Source organism: Microcystis panniformis FACHB-1757 (genome assembly GCF_001264245.1).
GTDB lineage: Bacteria > Cyanobacteriota > Cyanobacteriia > Cyanobacteriales > Microcystaceae > Microcystis > Microcystis panniformis.
In genome coordinates, this window is sequence record NZ_CP011339.1 from 2,312,170 (window position 1) to 2,328,833 (window position 16,664).

The 16,664-nt window shown below is 42.9% G+C and carries 9 protein-coding genes and 7 pseudogenes; 9 read left to right on the forward strand and 7 right to left on the reverse strand.

Annotated features, from left to right (window positions below; translation table 11 throughout):
• Window positions 1-128 precede the first annotated feature (128 nt).
• The 5 genes and pseudogenes from VL20_RS11115 (at window position 129) to VL20_RS11130 (ending at window position 5,296) form a co-directional block, all read left to right on the forward strand.
• Window positions 129-1,051 (forward strand): annotated as a pseudogene (locus VL20_RS11115) (serine/threonine protein kinase).
• 130 nt (window positions 1,052-1,181) lie between these two features.
• Window positions 1,182-2,057, forward strand: coding sequence for a glycine--tRNA ligase subunit alpha (gene glyQ, locus VL20_RS11120; RefSeq protein ID WP_002786801.1), 876 nt, complete (start codon window positions 1,182-1,184; stop codon window positions 2,055-2,057).
• A 210-nt stretch (window positions 2,058-2,267) separates the two neighbouring features.
• Window positions 2,268-3,424, forward strand: a pseudogene (locus VL20_RS11125) (IS630-like element ISMae23 family transposase).
• Between the two features lie 218 nt (window positions 3,425-3,642).
• A complete protein-coding gene (locus tag VL20_RS32570) occupies window positions 3,643-4,113 on the forward strand; it encodes a hypothetical protein (protein WP_284526097.1) in 471 nt (156 codons plus the stop codon).
• 49 nt (window positions 4,114-4,162) lie between these two features.
• The gene (locus VL20_RS11130) at window positions 4,163-5,296 is read left to right on the forward strand and encodes a lipoxygenase family protein (protein ID WP_284526098.1); all 1,134 of its coding nucleotides are present in this window, start codon (window positions 4,163-4,165) and stop codon (window positions 5,294-5,296) included.
• 353 nt (window positions 5,297-5,649) lie between these two features.
• Here VL20_RS11130 and rpsJ read toward each other — a convergent pair whose 3' ends face one another.
• The 5 genes and pseudogenes from rpsJ to rpsL all read right to left on the reverse strand — a co-directional run.
• Window positions 5,650-5,967 (reverse strand): 30S ribosomal protein S10, encoded by a 318-nt coding sequence (gene rpsJ, locus VL20_RS11135; RefSeq protein WP_002740287.1) that lies wholly within the window; start codon window positions 5,965-5,967, stop codon window positions 5,650-5,652.
• Between the two features lie 92 nt (window positions 5,968-6,059).
• Window positions 6,060-7,289, reverse strand: a complete 1,230-nt coding sequence (gene tuf / locus VL20_RS11140; RefSeq protein ID WP_052276543.1) for an elongation factor Tu — start codon at window positions 7,287-7,289, stop codon at window positions 6,060-6,062.
• Window positions 7,290-7,441: 152 nt separating this feature from the next.
• A pseudogene (gene fusA, locus VL20_RS11145) lies at window positions 7,442-9,516 on the reverse strand (elongation factor G).
• A gap of 143 nt (window positions 9,517-9,659) precedes the next feature.
• Window positions 9,660-10,130: a 30S ribosomal protein S7 gene (gene rpsG / locus VL20_RS11150; protein WP_002758831.1), complete on the reverse strand. Its 471-nt coding sequence runs from the start codon at window positions 10,128-10,130 to the stop codon at window positions 9,660-9,662.
• 242 nt (window positions 10,131-10,372) lie between these two features.
• Window positions 10,373-10,668 (reverse strand): annotated as a pseudogene (rpsL, locus tag VL20_RS11155) (30S ribosomal protein S12); the annotation flags it as partial.
• Window positions 10,669-11,337: 669 nt separating this feature from the next.
• Between rpsL and VL20_RS28210 the strand changes: the two are divergent.
• A pseudogene (locus VL20_RS28210) lies at window positions 11,338-11,598 on the forward strand (type II toxin-antitoxin system RelE/ParE family toxin).
• Here VL20_RS28210 and VL20_RS11160 read toward each other — a convergent pair.
• Window positions 11,595-12,638 carry an IS630 family transposase gene (locus tag VL20_RS11160; protein ID WP_052276545.1) on the reverse strand — a complete coding sequence of 348 codons (1,044 nt, stop codon included), beginning with the start codon at window positions 12,636-12,638 and terminating at the stop codon, window positions 11,595-11,597. The pseudogene VL20_RS28210 and the gene VL20_RS11160 overlap by 4 nt on opposite strands.
• Window positions 12,639-12,748: 110 nt before the next feature.
• Between VL20_RS11160 and VL20_RS11165 the strand changes: the two are divergent.
• Window positions 12,749-13,486 (forward strand): annotated as a pseudogene (locus VL20_RS11165) (HigA family addiction module antitoxin); the annotation flags it as partial.
• 31 nt (window positions 13,487-13,517) lie between these two features.
• Here VL20_RS11165 and VL20_RS11170 read toward each other — a convergent pair.
• Window positions 13,518-14,672, reverse strand: coding sequence for an ISL3 family transposase (locus VL20_RS11170; protein ID WP_052275591.1), 1,155 nt, complete (start codon window positions 14,670-14,672; stop codon window positions 13,518-13,520).
• A 57-nt stretch (window positions 14,673-14,729) separates the two neighbouring features.
• Between VL20_RS11170 and VL20_RS11175 the strand changes: the two are divergent.
• Both VL20_RS11175 and VL20_RS11180 read left to right on the forward strand, forming a co-directional pair.
• A pseudogene (locus tag VL20_RS11175) lies at window positions 14,730-15,158 on the forward strand (ImmA/IrrE family metallo-endopeptidase); the annotation flags it as partial.
• A gap of 108 nt (window positions 15,159-15,266) precedes the next feature.
• Window positions 15,267-16,463: a DNA double-strand break repair nuclease NurA gene (locus VL20_RS11180; protein ID WP_004162837.1), complete on the forward strand. Its 1,197-nt coding sequence runs from the start codon at window positions 15,267-15,269 to the stop codon at window positions 16,461-16,463.
• Window positions 16,464-16,664 lie beyond the last annotated feature (201 nt).

Consider the following 16,664-nt stretch of genomic DNA (forward strand, 5'->3'; position numbering starts at 1 on the left):
GGGGCAACAGTAAAGGGATTGGGGAAGATTCAGCTAATCTAAGGATAGGCGGTTAAAATGCGTCTTAGCCTATTATTTGTGTTAATCTCATCTTTACAGATCAAAACCCTCAATCGTCTAAGGAGACAATGGCCGCTAATTCTCGGAATAAATCGCCCATTTTTCTCGGCTGTTCTGGCAGAATCGCTATTTTTTGCCTCTTGATGTTATTATCGGCGGCAATAGGCTGGTTAATCGGGAAACAGTGGGTTAAACACAGCAATCAACCCCAAACCGTTAAACCCGTTTTTGCCACGGAGGAAAATAACTTTAATTCTGCCACAGATACGGCATGGCAACGGAAAGCCGAGATGAGAAAGCGCCGTCTAGAGTTGGGAATTGATGGTCAGTTTTTTAAAAATCTCGTCAATGAATTGTTTAGCCTTCGCTATGGGGATATCAAAGAGGAAAAACAGAAACAGGAACAAAGAGACATTTTAGCAGCAGAAATCCTTGATCGCTTAGAACGTCTCGATTCTGGCACTAGAGAAGCATTAGGTAGCTACGACGAGCAACAGCGAGAAAAATGGCGAGAACAAGTGAATCAGTTACGCTTAAGCAGTAGAGTCCTTAATTTACTTACTGATACCGCCTTTTTTCAGCTATTTACCGAATTGACAGAAAGACCAAATTTTGATAGCGGTCTAGGTCAACTGTGGAGTGGCTTGGCCTGGAATCAGTTACAATCTTTACAGTCTGGCCTATCTTACCAAGCGCTCGAAAGTTTAGACGCGGGGGAGAGGAAGTTATCGAGGCAATTCTCAGCGAGGGGCAAGGAAAAGCCTATGCAATAAAATTGCGTTCCAGTAATCGGTTAGACTTAAATTTAGAGGCGGAAGGCGAAGTTTTACTATCTTTCTACTCTCCCACGGGTAATATTACCCTTTTAGACAAGTCTAGCGATCGGCAATGGTCCGGTCAATTACCCGAAGAGGGATTTTATGAATTAGTTATTCTCCCCCAATCTTCTACCCCTGTTCACTTTCGCTTGCAGTTAAAAGTAAGTCAGTGACTTTAACTGTCAGGAGTCGGTCGGCGGCTTTTTTCTCCCCAACCTCCCATCTCCCTACAACCCACACCCTACACCCCACACCCTACACCCCACTTCCCCAACCCCTAATCTGCTTTTTTACTTTTTCCCCATGTCTTTAACTTTCCAAGCTGTTATCGCTAAATTAAATGAATTTTGGTCTGATCGCGGTTGTTTAGTTGCTCAACCCTATGATACCGAAAAAGGTGCAGGAACCATGAGTCCCCACACTTTTTTAAGGGCAATTGGTCCGGAACCTTGGGCTGTTGCCTATGTGGAACCCTGTCGTCGTCCTACGGATGGCCGTTATGGCGAAAATCCCAATCGTTTTCAGCATTACTATCAATATCAAGTCCTAATTAAACCCTCTCCCGATAATATTCAGGATATCTATTTAGACTCCCTGCGGGTGTTAGGAATTAACCCAGAAGATCACGATATTCGCTTCGTGGAAGATAACTGGGAATCTCCCACCCTCGGCGCTTGGGGTGTGGGTTGGGAAGTGTGGTTAGATGGTATGGAGATCACCCAGTTTACCTACTTTCAACAGTGTGGGGGTATCGATTGTCGTCCCGTGGCGATCGAAATTACCTACGGTTTAGAAAGATTGGCCATGTATCTGCAAGATGTAGAGGCAATTAATAAAATTCAATGGAATGAAAATATCCTCTACGGTGATATTTTCCTGCAAAATGAAATCGAACAATGTACCTACAATTTTGAGGCTTCTAATCCTGAGTTATTGTTTAGTTTATTCAGTTTATATGAACAGGAAGCTAAACAATTAATCGATCGCTCTCTGGTGATTCCCAGTCTAGATTATGTTCTTAAATGTTCCCATACTTTTAATTTACTCGATGCTAGAGGTGTGATTGCTGTAGCTGAAAGAACCCGTTATATCGGCAGAATTCGCAATTTAGCTCGACAGGTTGCTCAATTGTATTTACAGCAACGAGAAGCTTTAGGTTTTCCCCTACAAACGGTCTAGCGATCAGTTATTCTAGCAGTCAGCATTTTCAGTAATCAGTTATCAGTTACCAGTTATCAGATGCGAGTTTTCAGTTCACTGTTTACTGTTCACTGATAAAATCTCCCCAACCTCAAACCAGCAACTTTAAACCTCATAAGTCCAAGAACTAAGCTAAAACGCACTTAAACCACCTAAAATAGAAATAGTAACTTGAGAAAAATCCTACTTATGCCAGCCAAAGATTTCCTAGACTTAGAAGAAAAGAAAAACTTACAAAAAGCTCTTAAAGAAGAAGAAAGAGCAGAGGTTAGGGAAAGAATTTTAATGTTTCTCTTGCTAAACGACGGAAAAACTCAACGAGAAATAGCTGAGTTTATTGGCTGTTCACTCAAAACGGTCGCCCCTTGGTGTGTTCACGGCGATCCTAACAATTTAGAAAGTCTAGAAGATGGGAGAAAAAATGGAAATCATAAAAAAGCCACAGAGGAATATATTAATTTACTATTGAAAATAGTTGATGAAGACCCGAAGGAATTTGGATATGAATTCGGGAGATGGACAGCGGCAAGATTAGCAGAGCATCTAGAAAAGGAAACAGGAATTAAACTGAGTGGCTCGCAAGTGAGAAGAATATTGAGAAGAAAAAAGTATGTGTATATCTGGGCGAAATATAGTCTAGAAGATAAGCAAGACAAGAAATTAAGAAAAGCATTTAAAGAAAAATTAGATGAATATTTAAGGTTGGCTAAAGAAAAGCCAGAGTCAATCCAGGTATGGTTTTGGGACGGGGCTTTCAAGGTGGCGACGCAGGTTCGCCACACAGCCCCTTATGAGTGTGGATTTAGTTTGAGAGTAATAAGAAGGAGAGCTTGGACAAAAAAAGGAAAGCGAAAAAAAGTGAATGGACAAAGAAAAAGAGGAAGGGTGAATGTGATGGGAGCCTTAAGATATAATGACAAAAAACGAGTCTGTTTTATGATCAAAAAAGGAAATTCAGAAACTTTCCATGAACAATTAAAGAAACTTCATGAAGAGATTCGTCAAGAATGGATAAACTTGGGAAATCTGCCCGAAGATTTTCGAGAAAAAGGACCGAAAATTATCATCATATTAGACAATGCTAGTTATCACAAAAAGAAAGATGTTATTGAGCAGGTGGAAAAAGAGTTGCCCAATATTAGGCTAGAGTTTTTACCAGCTTATAGTCCAGATTACAACCTAATAGAATTATTGTGGCATTCCGCTAAAGAGTACATAGCTAATCGAGAATTTGAAAATAAAGAAGAACTGGAAAAAGTAGTCAATCAGCTTTTAAATGAAGGGGATTGATTATTAAATGGAGTAGAAAACTTAAAAATAAGGGTAATGCTGTCAATGTAACTTAAATGCGTAAAAGCTTAATATATTAAGTTTTGCAAACAGAGGCAATATTTCGGGAATCTAACCCAGTTGTAACTGTATATAATAGATGACACTATATCTAGCCAGTAATTTACCTCAAAAGACCCTTTTGTTGGAGGTAATTACTTACCTTGACTAGCCTATTATTGTCATGAAAAAGACTAAACTTTTTAAGTTATAATTTTTTAGACAAGGAGTTACTTTGCTGACACCATCGCTACCCCAAAATGATCCTGATCCAGCCAAAAGACAAGAGCTATTAAGACGACAAAAACAAGTGTACATCTATGATTCCGTTAATGGTATCACCCTCGTCAAAGATTTACCTACCCACGAAAACTTTTCTATTTCCTATCAAGTAATGCGGGGTAAAGGTTTCAGTGCTTTAATTGCCAATGGCGTGGCCACGAGAATAGAAAACGTCTTTGATCCCTTCGACAAATTAGAAGATTACGAAGAACTTTTTCCCATCCTTCCCCAACCCACAAGCATTAAAACTTGGCAATCTAACACAAGTTTTGCCTACCAAAGATTAGCGGGAGCAAATCCCATGGTCATCCGCGGATTAGCAGCTTACCGGATAATTTTCCCGTCAGCGATGCTATCTTCCAAAAAGCCATGGGACCTGATAAAACCATTGCCTCGGAAGCCGCTAAGGGTAACTTATTTCTAGCAGATTATGCCCCCTAAACAACCTAACTTTAGGCAGTTATCAAAAGGGTATGAAAACTGTAACAGCACCTCTTGTCCTTTTCTGTTGGCGTGCTAGAGGTTTACGGGGTCAAGGGGGATTAGTACCAGTTGCCATTCAATTATATCAAGATCCGACTCAACCTAATCAGCGCATCTATACCCCCGATGACGGACTTAATTGGTTAATGGCGAAAATTTTCGTCCAAATTGCCGACGGAAATCACCATGAATTAGTTAGTCACCTCAGCCATACCCATTTAGTAGCGGAAGCTTTTGTTTTAGCCACAGCTACCGAGTTAGCACTTAATCATCCTCTGGCAATTCTATTAAGACCTCATTTTCAATTTACCCTCGCTATTAATAGTTTAGCCGAGAGCGAGTTAATTAACCCCGGCGGATTCGTTGATCGTCTATTAGCGGGGACGCTAGAAGCATCGATCGAGCTAATTAAGAGTTCCTATCGTCAAAGATTAGATAATTTCGCCGATTATGCCCTACCAAAGCAATTAGAATTGCGCCAAGTCCAGGATACCTCGCTACTACCAGATTACCCCTACCGAGACGATGCTCTCTTACTTTGGCAAGCAACGGAAACCTACGTCAAAGATTACCTAAGTCTTTACTATACTTCCGATGCGGACGTAAATGAGGATACAGAATTACAAGCTTGGGTGCGAACATTGATGTCACCTGAAGGTGGAGGCATCAAAAAATTAGTTTCTGAAGGAGAATTAGACACTTTGGCCAAATTAATCGAAGTTGTCACCCAGATAATTTTTGTGGCCGGACCACAACACGCGGCGGTTAATTATCCTCAATACGATTATCTCGCCTTTTGCCCGAATATTCCCCTAGCGGGTTATCAATCTCCTCCCAAAGCAGCTGAGCAGGTGGATATAGATTATATTCTCCGTCTTTTGCCCCCCCAGGCCCAGGCCGCTTATCAATTGGAAATTATGCAGACTTTAACAGCTTTTCAATTTAACCGTTTTGGCTATCCATCCCGAAGTGCTTTCCCAGATCAACGCACTTACCCGATTTTGGCGGTTTTCCAAGCTAAATTAAAGGCGATCGAAAATCAGATCGATCGGCGCAATTTAACCCGATTTACGCCTTATATTTTCCTGAAACCCTCTCGCATCCCCAATAGTATCAATATTTAGGGTCTGCTGAAAAAGTTTTTCGTGGGGGCAGGGTGTGGGGTGTGGGGTGTGGGGTGTAGGGTTTTACCCATTTTCAGACGGTCAATTACCTAATTTTCAGGGAAAAAGTCCAGGAATTTTCGCCCCGATCCCTCCAATGGCTGGCACTTTTTGAGGTCAAAAAAGTCTAAAAGTCTTATCCAACAAGGTTTTTAGATTTATTCAGCCAACCATATCTAAAGAGCAACCGCCACCTTGATGGGCTGCTGGGGTATTTAATAGCGATTCTCGTCCACAAAAACTAGACGAGAAACACCATAACAAAGAGTCTCTAAGAAAAAAAGATGTTAGCGATAACATCTTTTTGACATTTTTTACAATTTAACTTCAATATCAACCCCTGCGGGTAAATCTAATTTCATCAAAGCATCGATTGTCTTAGAAGAGGGTTGGTAAATATCAATAATGCGGCGATGGGTGCGGGTTTCAAAATGTTCACGGGAGTCCTTGTCAACGTGAGGGGAACGCAGGACGCAATAAATCTTTCTTTTTGTCGGTAGGGGGATCGGTCCGATCGCTGTGGCGTTAGTTCTATTGGCAGTATCGACAATCTTCTCACAGGAAGTATCGAGTAAGCGCTGGTCAAAAGCTTTCAAACGAATGCGAATTTTCTGTTGTTGTAACGTAGCCATAATTTCACCTATTGCAATTGTCAAGGTACAAAATAAAGACAGTAACGGAGCAGTTTTTCGTCATTAACTGCCCCGTTAATTAGTAGATCAGCCTACTTGATAATTTTGGAGATAACGCCAGAACCGATGGTACGACCACCTTCGCGAATAGCGAAGCGCATACCCTCTTCAATAGCGATCGGGTTGATCAGTTCCACGGTCATTTTGATCCGGTCTCCCGGCATGACCATTTCTACGCTGCTGCCATCATCGGCGGTGTAGTCTTGGATAGTGCCAGTTACGTCGGTTGTCCGCACATAGAACTGAGGACGATAGTTTTTAAAGAAAGGAGTGTGACGACCACCCTCTTCTTTACTTAACACATATACCTCACCTTCAAACTGGGTGTGGGGTTTGATTGTACCCGGTTTAGCGATCACCATGCCGCGCTCGATGTCGGTTTTTTGGATACCACGCAGGAGGATACCAGCGTTGTCGCCGGCCATCCCTTGGTCGAGACTTTTCTTGAACATTTCGATCCCAGTAACGGTGGTGGGGCGAGTTGCTCTGATCCCGACCAATTCCACGTTATCACCCACTTTCACAATACCGCGTTCGATCCGACCGGTAGCTACCGTCCCCCGACCGGTAATCGAGAATACGTCTTCTACCGCCATCAGGAAGGGTTTATCTACCGCCCGTTCGGGGGTGGGGATATAGCTATCTACCGCGTCCATTAATTCATAAATCGCATCTACCCACTCGTTTTCGCCTTTTTGGGCCTTGGGATTTTTGGTCATGTAGTCGAGGGCTTCTTTAGCAGAACCGGCAATAATGGGGATATCGTCGCCGGGGAATTCGTAATTGCTGAGAAGTTCGCGCACTTCCAGTTCCACGAGTTCCAGTAATTCCTCATCATCCACCATATCTTTTTTGTTGAGGAAGACCACAAGGTTAGGTACACCCACCTGACGAGCCAGCAGGATATGTTCCCGGGTTTGGGGCATCGGGCCATCAGCAGCCGAGACCACGAGAATACCACCGTCCATCTGTGCCGCACCGGTGATCATGTTTTTTACATAGTCGGCGTGGCCAGGGCAGTCCACGTGTGCATAGTGGCGATCAGCAGTTTCGTACTCAACGTGAGCGGTGTTGATGGTGATCCCGCGAGCCTTTTCTTCGGGAGCGGCATCGATTTCATCGTATTTTTTAGCTTGGGCATTACCCAGAGCCGCTAGGGTCATCGTGATAGCGGCGGTGAGGGTAGTTTTGCCGTGGTCAACGTGACCGATCGTACCGATGTTAACGTGGGGTTTCGTCCGTTCAAATTTAGCGCGTGCCATTTACTTTCTGTTCCTTTGTTTTTTTTCTTCTTCAGGTGGGTGAACAGTAATCAGTTACCGGAGATCAGTTTTAAGTTAGCAGTTATTAGAGTTGACCGATCGAATTTAAATGATCGGTTTATTCTCACTGCTCACTGGTCACTGGTCACTGATTAACCGTTCCCTTTACTTTTGGTGATAATCGTCTCGGCCACGTTGCGGGGACTTCTTCGTAATGGCTAAATTCCATGGTGAAGATGCCGCGTCCTTGGGTTTTGGAGCGAATATCAGTGGCGTAACCAAACATTTCCGCCAGGGGAACTTTAGCGGAGACTTTGGCGATGCCGGTCTCGGTTTCTTGACCTTCGATTTGTCCCCGACGGGAGTTAAGATCACCGATGACGTTACCGATGAAGTCTTCAGGTACTTCCACCTCGACTTTCATCATTGGTTCTAGGAGAACAGGAGCAGCTTTCATCACTGCTTCTTTGATCGCCATGGAACCGGCAATCTTAAAGGCCATCTCGGAGGAGTCCACATCGTGGAAAGAACCATCTACCAGGGTTGCTTTCAGGTCGATGACAGGATAACCCGCTACGATCCCCGATTCGCAAGCTTCTTTCATCCCTTGTTCTGACGGGTTGATGTATTCTTTGGGGATAGCACCACCGACAATTTTGGAGACGAAGACAAAGCCCGAACCCGGTTCACCCGGTTCCAGTTCAATGACGACGTGGCCGTACTGTCCTTTACCGCCACTTTGACGGATAAATTTACCCTCGGCCCGCACGGGTTTGCGGACGGTTTCCCGATAGGCAACTTGGGGAGCGCCCACGGTTGCTTCGACTTTGTACTCCCGGAGCATTCGATCGACGAGGATTTCCAGGTGCAGTTCTCCCATCCCAGCGATTACCGTTTGATTGGTTTCGGGATCAACTTTGACCCGGAAGGTGGGATCCTCATCGGAGAGAGCTTGCAGAGCTTTGCTGAGTTTCTCGATGTCCTGTTTGGTTTTCGGTTCCACCGCCACGGAGATAACCGGTTCGGGGATAAAGAGGGATTCTAGGATAATCGGGTTCTTCTCATCACAGAGGGTATCCCCGGTAATGGTGTTTTTCAGTCCGATCGCCGCTCCTAGATCACCGGCGCGCAGTTCATCCACTTCAATCCGTTCGTTGGATTTGAGGACGATCAGGCGAGCGATCCGTTCTTTGGTTCCTTTGGTGGAGTTGTAGGCGTAGCTGCCTTTGGCTAGTACACCGGAATAGACCCGCAGGAAGGTTAAACGACCGAAGGGATCGGCCATGATTTTGAAGGCCAGGGCCGAGAAGGGCGCATCGTCCTTAGCTTCCCGGATTGCCTCGCTGCCATCGGGGAGAACCCCTTTAACGGCGGCTACTTCCGAGGGTGAGGGTAGGTAATCGACGACGGCATCGAGGAGCAGTTGTACCCCTTTGTTTTTGAAAGCCGAGCCGCAGAGGACGGGAACAATTGTACCAGCAATCGTCCCTTCCCTGAGACCGCGTTTGATTTCGGCTTCGGTGAGTTCTTCACCTTCTAGATATTTTTCTAGGAGTTCTTCATCCGCTTCCGCTACAGCCTCCACCAGCTGCACGCGGAATTCTTCGGCCTTTTTCAATAAGTCTTCGGGAATGTCGGTTTCTTCTATGTCTTTGCCTAGATCGTCCTTATATATATAGGCGCGCATCTTGACGAGATCAACGATCCCGCTCAGTTCGCTTTCCGCGCCGATCGGCATTTGGATGGGAACGGCGTTAGCTCTAAGGCGATCTCTTAATTGTTCGTAAACTTTGAAGAAGTTCGCTCCCGTTCTGTCCATTTTGTTGATAAAGGCAATCCGGGGTACTTTGTACCGATCGGCTTGTCTCCAGACGGTTTCCGATTGGGGTTGTACACCACCAACAGAGCAGAAAACCGCCACCACGCCATCGAGTACCCGCATGGAACGTTCCACTTCAATGGTGAAATCGACGTGGCCGGGGGTGTCAATGATGTTGATGCGATGATCTTGCCAACTGGTACTGATGGCGGCGGCGGTGATCGTGATTCCTCGCTCCCGTTCCTGTTCCATCCAGTCGGTAATTGCCGTTCCGTCGTGGACTTCGCCCAGTTTATGAGCGACTCCCGTGTAGAACAGGATTCTTTCTGTTGTCGTTGTTTTGCCCGCGTCTATGTGAGCGGCGATTCCGATGTTTCGCACTCTCTCTAGCGGGATAGTCCGTGCCACAGCAACCTCCTTGCTTTGCTTGCCAGTGATGGGGTTTTGTTCTAGGATTTTTTACACTATTTACAATTCTATACTTTTCTTGACAGTTTTTTGGCGGCAGCGGTGTAGTCCACCGCCCTTAAAGTATCTTTAAAGTATCTTTCTTAGTAACGATAGTGGGCAAAGGCTTTGTTGGCCTCTGCCATCCGGTGGGTTTCTTCCCGTTTTTTGATCGTGCCGCCGGTTTCGTTGGCCGCATCCATGATCTCGTTAGCTAGTTTACCTGCCATGGTTTTGCCGCCTCTGGTTCTGGCATAATGGACTAACCAACGTAGTGCCAGTGTACTACCGCGATTACTCCGTACTTCCATCGGTACTTGATAGGTGGCTCCACCGACCCGGCGGGCTTTCACTTCCACCAGGGGAGTGGCGTTTTTAACGGCTTTTTCAAATACTTCTAGGGGTTCTTGACCGGTACGTTCGCCGACGGTTTTCAGGGCATCGTAAACGATGTTAGCGGCCAGGGACTTTTTGCCCGAGCGCATAATCCGGCGGATGGTCATGCTGACTAAACAGCTATTGTAAACGGGATCGGGGGGAATAGGACGTTTTTTGACGTTTTTACGGCGAGACATCGGAATATTCCTGAATTTTCTAGGTTAACTTTAACTTTTGCTTGACAGTCGGATGATTACAGCCCATCTCAAACCCCCTCCTGCGAGTTTTCGGTCTCTTGGGTTAACTTTGACCGACTCGGTGGGAGTATTTTTTTGGTTAATCAATTCCCTGTTTATTTAGCGGCGGGTTTGGGGCGTTTGGTTCCGTACTTAGACCGCGCCTTTTGACGGTTTTTCACCCCGGTGGCATCGAGGGTGCCGCGAATGATGTGATATCTGACTCCGGGTAGATCTTTGACCCGACCGCCCGAATGAGGACGACGGAGTGTTCTTGTAGGTTATGACCAATGCCCGGGATGTAGGCTGTCACCTCAAATCCAGAGGTCAAACGTACCCTAGCCACTTTCCGTAGGGCTGAGTTGGGTTTTTTCGGTGTGGTGGTATATACTCTTGTACAAACTCCCCGACGTTGGGGGCATTGTTTGAGGGCGGGAGATTTGGTTTTTCTTTTCGCTTTGGATCTTTCGTCGCGTATTAATTGCTGAATGGTGGGCATGATAGGGCTGTATCTAAGGTTACTCTGAACTCCTATTACCGAAGGTCAAATCGTTGACAAAAGGTCATTATAGCAAATTGTCGCTCCTGTTGTCAAGTCGCTTGTGGTGCTTTTCTCCGGTTTAGAGGTTAGAGATTGTCTTTTTCTTGGGCGGCGGTGGCACTCAATTCGGGCGTTATTAGGCGATAAAATTACAGCTTCGTTGTTTTGGCTTGATGGTGCAATTTTAGCGATAATTATCACCTGATTAATCGGCCAATATCTGAAAAACTGTCTCTAGCTAACCTCATTTTCAGAACTGGTGTCTAGACTATTAGCTCTTAACGCTATATTTAGAGCTTTTGTACTGGATGCACCAGAGGCTATCATAAAATATTGTTAACCTCAAAGGTTAACAATATTCCAAGGTTCATCTACAATGGATATTGTCTTTAAGGAAAAAAAAGGCTCTTCGTTACTTGGTATGGTTCGATAGGGGAGCATAAATCGACTAAATCCTTATCTGGCAAGAGACTTAATTGATTAGTTCGCTCTAGAGAAAAATAATTGACAAAAATCGCTAAATGCCTTTCTATACAAGGGTTACATCCTCTATAACCCCCGTTCATTGCATAACATAAACCGAAGAGCCAAAAAAAATTTGAGAACGAATGCAATAGCCAAAGACTACTGAAAAAACAGTATGGAGAGAAGATGGCTAAGAAAATCAGGCAAAGACTCGACGACTTAAAAGCAGTTATTGTCCTAGAGTAAATGCGATCGCTGCCGGGACGTTGCCACGAATTATTATATAACCGTGCTGGACAACTATCCCTAGATTTAGTTCATCCCTTCAGACTAATTTTTGAGCCAGCTAATATACCGATTCCTCGAAAAGCAGACGGGGGAATTGATTGGAAGAAAGTAACCGCAGTCGTAATTATACTTTAGACGTTCATAATCTGAGATTTATTAAACTTCTGAAATCGTAGAGTCAGCAAGGAATCCAGTTCTTTTTTATGTTTCAGATGGGCATCATTCAGACATTCATAAATAGCTGAAGAAAAGTCAGAAAAGTTCTCATAATATTTACCATATAAACATTTCTTTTTGACCAATTTCCACAGCCTTTCAATTAAATTTAGATTAGGTGAATAAGACGGCAGATAGAGCATCTCTATTGACAAAGAAAGAGCCAATTCTTCAACAATTTTACATTTTTGATAGCGGGCATTATCTAAGACTAGAGTGATGGGAATCATTAGTCCTAAAGCAGCTATTTTTGACCGGAGTTCACAGACTTGAGTTGCCGTAATATAAGTTTCATATGTTACCAGAATAACTTCATGAGTTATTGCATTTAATGCTCCTAAAACATTGAAGCGTTTACGCCCGCTCGGTGACTTAACAAAAAGTCTCTCAAAACACCAAACAAAACCGAGAAATGCTCCCATGACGAAGTGAGCGGCATCAACAAAAAAAACAGCCCTTTTTCCTTCTTTTGCCTCATTTAGTCTGGGTTCTAGCTTTTTTTCTTTGTAGTCCTCTTGTTCATCTGGGTCAGCTTTAGAAGGAAGAGAACCTACTTTTAAACATTTCATTCCCATTGATTTTAAAAATTTTCTCACTTGGGTAGGACTTCGTTTTATTCCCGTCAATTCTTCTATCCTATATACAGCTTCATTTATTGTGGCTGCTGGATTTTTCTCGAAGTATTTTTTGAGGGTTTCTTTTTGAAACTCTAATTCACTTTTAGGGCGATAGAAGTTGATTTCTTTTAATTTTTCTATTCCGCCTTCTTGATAATCGCGAAGATAGGTTAATAAGGTATTTGGCGAGATTCCTGCTAACTGACAAATTTTTTGGTGCGGTATCTTTTGGCTTTTTAACCAGAGAACTTCCATCTTCAGTTGAACCCGGGGATGGGGATGATGAAATCTTTCATAATACAGTGAGTTCTTTTCTTCTTCCGTGAATTCTAGGTTAATCATGTTTTTAATGAGTGCTTTGCTTCTAATTATGACTCTTAAACTATATTATTGTCCTTGAGTAAAAAATGCAAGTTGTAGCCGTGCAAAGTATATTGGCATAGATGACACCCATGACTAATACTATTGAGAACAGATATGCACCGGATTTTATTTCTCCACCGGGAGAAACCCTTGCCGAAATCCTAGAAGAAAGAAATATGTCTCAATCGGAACTTGCCCAACGTATGGGCAGACCGAAAAAGACTATCAATGAGATCATAAAAGGTAAAGCGGAGATTACTATCGATACCGCTTTACAGATAGAGTTAGTGTTAGGAACTCCCGCCAGTTTCTGGATAGAGCGCGAAAGACTTTATCGGGAATATTTAGCAAGAAAAAACGAGAATCAAAGATTAAAAGGTTATTTAGGCTGGTTAAAACAAATTCCTTATCGGCAGATGACTAAACTAGGCTGGCTCAAGTTTTATGAGGATAAAATAGAGCAATTACGGGAGAGCTTGAATTTTTTTGCCGTTGTTTCCCCTGAGCAATGGGAGGAGATTTGGGGGATAAATTTATCGATTGATTTTAGAAAGTCTCAAGCATTTGATAGCGATCAAGGGGCAATAACAGCATGGTTACGTCAAGGAGAAATAGAAGCATCGAAAATTAATTGTGCTGATTACAACGAGTTGAAATTCACAGATGCCTTGCAGCAAATTCGTTCGTTAACTGTTAAGTCGATCGAAGTATTTCAACCGCAAATGATCGAGCTTTGTGCGGCAGCGGGAGTTGCCTTGGTTTTTGTTCCTGAACTTCCGAAAACAAGGCTATGCGGTGCTACCCGTTGGTTAGGTTCTCAGACAGCTGGCTCTTCTGGTTTTCGTGTGTTAATTTTTGTTATGAATTAAAGCAAGCAAACAGCTTAAGTCGAAGATGTTCAAAATTGGTAAATCCATAACTCATTCTTTTAATAAGCTTTATTTTGGTATTCATTCCCTCAATTAATCCGTTGGTTGTCTGATTTTCAAAGTAATTACAAATACCTGGCAAATGCTTCTGGATCATCCTGGCACTACTTTCATATAATATCCCGCCTATTCTTATCCATTTTTCCAATTTTCTCTCAGCACCTCTGAACGTTCTACTACTTTGATAAATTTGTCTAATTTCTTCTTTCATTTCCCCGGCTATTCCTAAGCATGGATGTTCTTTTAAGATAACTTCTAGTTGTTGTTTTTGCTCGTCCTTTAAGTCCTCTTTATTCTTCCATAATAAATGAGGTAATCCTTTTTCATGCACCCCCATTAACTTTCTCAATTTATTAAGCTCGTCATTGATGATAGCCATTACATGAAAACGGTCATAGATGATTTTAGCATTGGGAAATAATTCCTTGATCACTGCTGTAAATCCTGACCACATATCGACGCTCACTTCTTTCACTTTCTCCCGAACTGCGTCTGGCTGTGCTTTTAAGGCTTCCATTAATTCTTCTTGCTTATGTCCTTTAATCACATCTAGTAAAATTTTCTTGTCCATATCTACGACCGTTGTGATGAAATCTTTATGTCCTTTTAAGTTACTAAATTCATCTAAGCTTATTCGTTCTGGTGCTTCCCACTCTTCCTTTTCTAGTTCTTTAGCACAGTGATTAAATATTAACTCAACTTCTGACCATCCTAACCCTTCTTCTCGACTTATTTCTTCGATGCTACAATTTTTTACTCTCTCATAAATCATCGATTCATAGCGAATTGTATGATGCTGTCTTAATCTCATAAAACTCAGTCTTTCGCTGATATACTTTTGGCACTTTTGACAATGAAACTGACGGCGTGGTACTTCTAAATATACTGGATTACCTAATATTGACAAGTCTCTGACTAGATTATACTCTGTCTGATTGATTCTGTCTAAGGTTTGATGGCAATTCGGACATTCAATTGTTTCATTTAAAAGAGCAAGCTTTAGGAAAATTGTCTGAGCAATTTTTTGATAATTGACCACTGTTACATTTGGTAAATCGAGGAGTTGATCAAAATTTATCCACATAACCCACCTACTGTTCTGTGTTACTATTATACCATGCTCACACAGAACCTAGAAGAGCCGACAGCTTTAATTCAATTGAGCGATCGATACAAAACAAATGATCATTTTTGGTTTTCTTTTTTTCATGAAGCTGGTCATATTTTATTACATGGGAAACGAATTTTATTTTTAGAGGGGCAAGATATTCAAGATACAATTAAAGAAAAAGAGGCGGATGTTTTTGCAGCTAATTTCTTAATTGATTCCAGAGATTGGCAGAGATTTATCGCCAATAATTCTCCCAGTAAAAAAGCTATTAATCAATTTGCCGAACAAATAGGAATACACCCTGGTATTATTGTGGGTAGAATGCAACATGAGCAAATTATTTCTTATCAAAACTATAATGATCTTAAGGAGAAATATTGTCTAAATACGCAGAATTCCTTTTTGGTATTGACGAGCGACTCCCCAAAAGGAAAACTTCCTATCTCACCATTAAGATAACTGCTGTAAGCGGAGATTACTAAGCATAAATTTGGCAATAATTGACAAATTTAGCATTAGAGACAGGAAATTGCGATAACATCAAAAAAAGTCAGGTAGAGGATAGTTATGCTCGATCTTGCGAAATTAGCGGCAAAAATGCCAGGAATCAGTCAACATTTTCAACAGGAAGTGACAGCTAGTCGCGAGCGAGTGCAAAGGGCTAAAATTCTTTTAGAACAAGCTCAACAGCAACAGGAAAAACTGCTAGAACTCTATCATAACTGGCACGATCGCCTAATTTTCTCTGTCGCGCTACCGATCGAACCTCTCGACACCCGCATTACTATCCTTCCCGCTCCCGAAAGTCATAGCGTTTTTGCCACGGATGGTTCCCAAATTGCCCCTTCTCACCACGAAATCGCCTACTGTTATCTAATTAATATCGGTAGGATTATGTTGCACTATGGTCAAAATTTGCACCCTCTCCTCGATAGCATTCCCGAAGTCTATTACAAATCAGAAGACCTCTACATTTCTAAACAGTGGGGTATTCGCGTGGATGAGTGGATGAGTTATCGTCGGACGGTATTAGAAAGCCAAATGTTAGCAGAAATGGCTACTCGTTGGGTAAAACCCCCTGGGGCCCATTATGAACCAAATTTAGCCCTCGTGGATGGTTCTTTGATCTATTGGTTTATCGATAGTCTCCCCCCGGAAGCAAAAGATTTAATTTTGCCACCGATTTTTCAGTCTTGGGACGATTTAAAATCAGCTAGAATCCCGCTTATGGGTTATATTAGTGCTTCTCGTAGCACGGAAGGCTTAAATTTCCTGCGTTTACAATCTTGTCCCCATGATACTCCCAATTGCTTGATCAATTGCGGTGATTTAGACCCAGAAAAAACCCCTTGTCGCGTTGTCGATCCTCTCCGGGATGCTTCTCTCTGGGGTTATTTATTGGAACCGGGGCAAAGAAGTCCTTTTTGGCGCAGTTCTTTGAAAATACTCGATCTTTATGGGGATGAACATCGCATTTACTTCTGTTATCTCCATGTGGGGACGGAAATCGCTAGGGTAGAGGTTCCTGCTTGGGTGGTGGAGGAGCGAGAATTACTCGATCGCTCTTTGAGTATTTTACTGGCCCAGGTGTTAAAAGGTTATGGTTATCCGATCGCCTTAGCGGAAGCGCACAATTTAGCAGTGATTAAAGGTGGCGATCGCTTGCGTTTTTTTGCTCTTTTGGAACAACAAATGATTAAAGTCGGTTTACAGGATGTGGGAACATCTTATAAGGAAGCGAGAAAGCGCAGTAGTATCGCTTAATTGAGGAGGCAGCAGATGGGGAGTGGTCACTGATAACTGCTAACTGCTAACTGATAACTGCTAACTGATAACTGGTCACTGATAACTGATAAGTAGGTGGGTGGAATTAAATATAAAATGAACGTAGGTTGGGTTGAAGCATGAAACCCAACGCCCGCATGGGTTACGCTACCGCTAACCCATCCTACAAATAATTGTGCC

Coding starts and splice junctions, on each gene's coding strand:
- glyQ (WP_002786801.1), top strand. CDS start 1,182: ATGTCTTTAACTTTCCAAGCTGTTATCGCTAAATTAAATGAATTTTGG.
- rpsJ (WP_002740287.1), bottom strand. CDS start 5,967: ATGGCTACGTTACAACAACAGAAAATTCGCATTCGTTTGAAAGCTTTT.
- tuf (WP_052276543.1), bottom strand. CDS start 7,289: ATGGCACGCGCTAAATTTGAACGGACGAAACCCCACGTTAACATCGGT.
- VL20_RS11180 (WP_004162837.1), top strand. CDS start 15,267: ATGCTCGATCTTGCGAAATTAGCGGCAAAAATGCCAGGAATCAGTCAA.
- VL20_RS11160 (WP_052276545.1), bottom strand. CDS start 12,638: ATGATTAACCTAGAATTCACGGAAGAAGAAAAGAACTCACTGTATTAT.
- VL20_RS11130 (WP_284526098.1), top strand. CDS start 4,163: ATGAAAACTGTAACAGCACCTCTTGTCCTTTTCTGTTGGCGTGCTAGA.
- rpsG (WP_002758831.1), bottom strand. CDS start 10,130: ATGTCTCGCCGTAAAAACGTCAAAAAACGTCCTATTCCCCCCGATCCC.
- VL20_RS11170 (WP_052275591.1), bottom strand. CDS start 14,672: ATGTGGATAAATTTTGATCAACTCCTCGATTTACCAAATGTAACAGTG.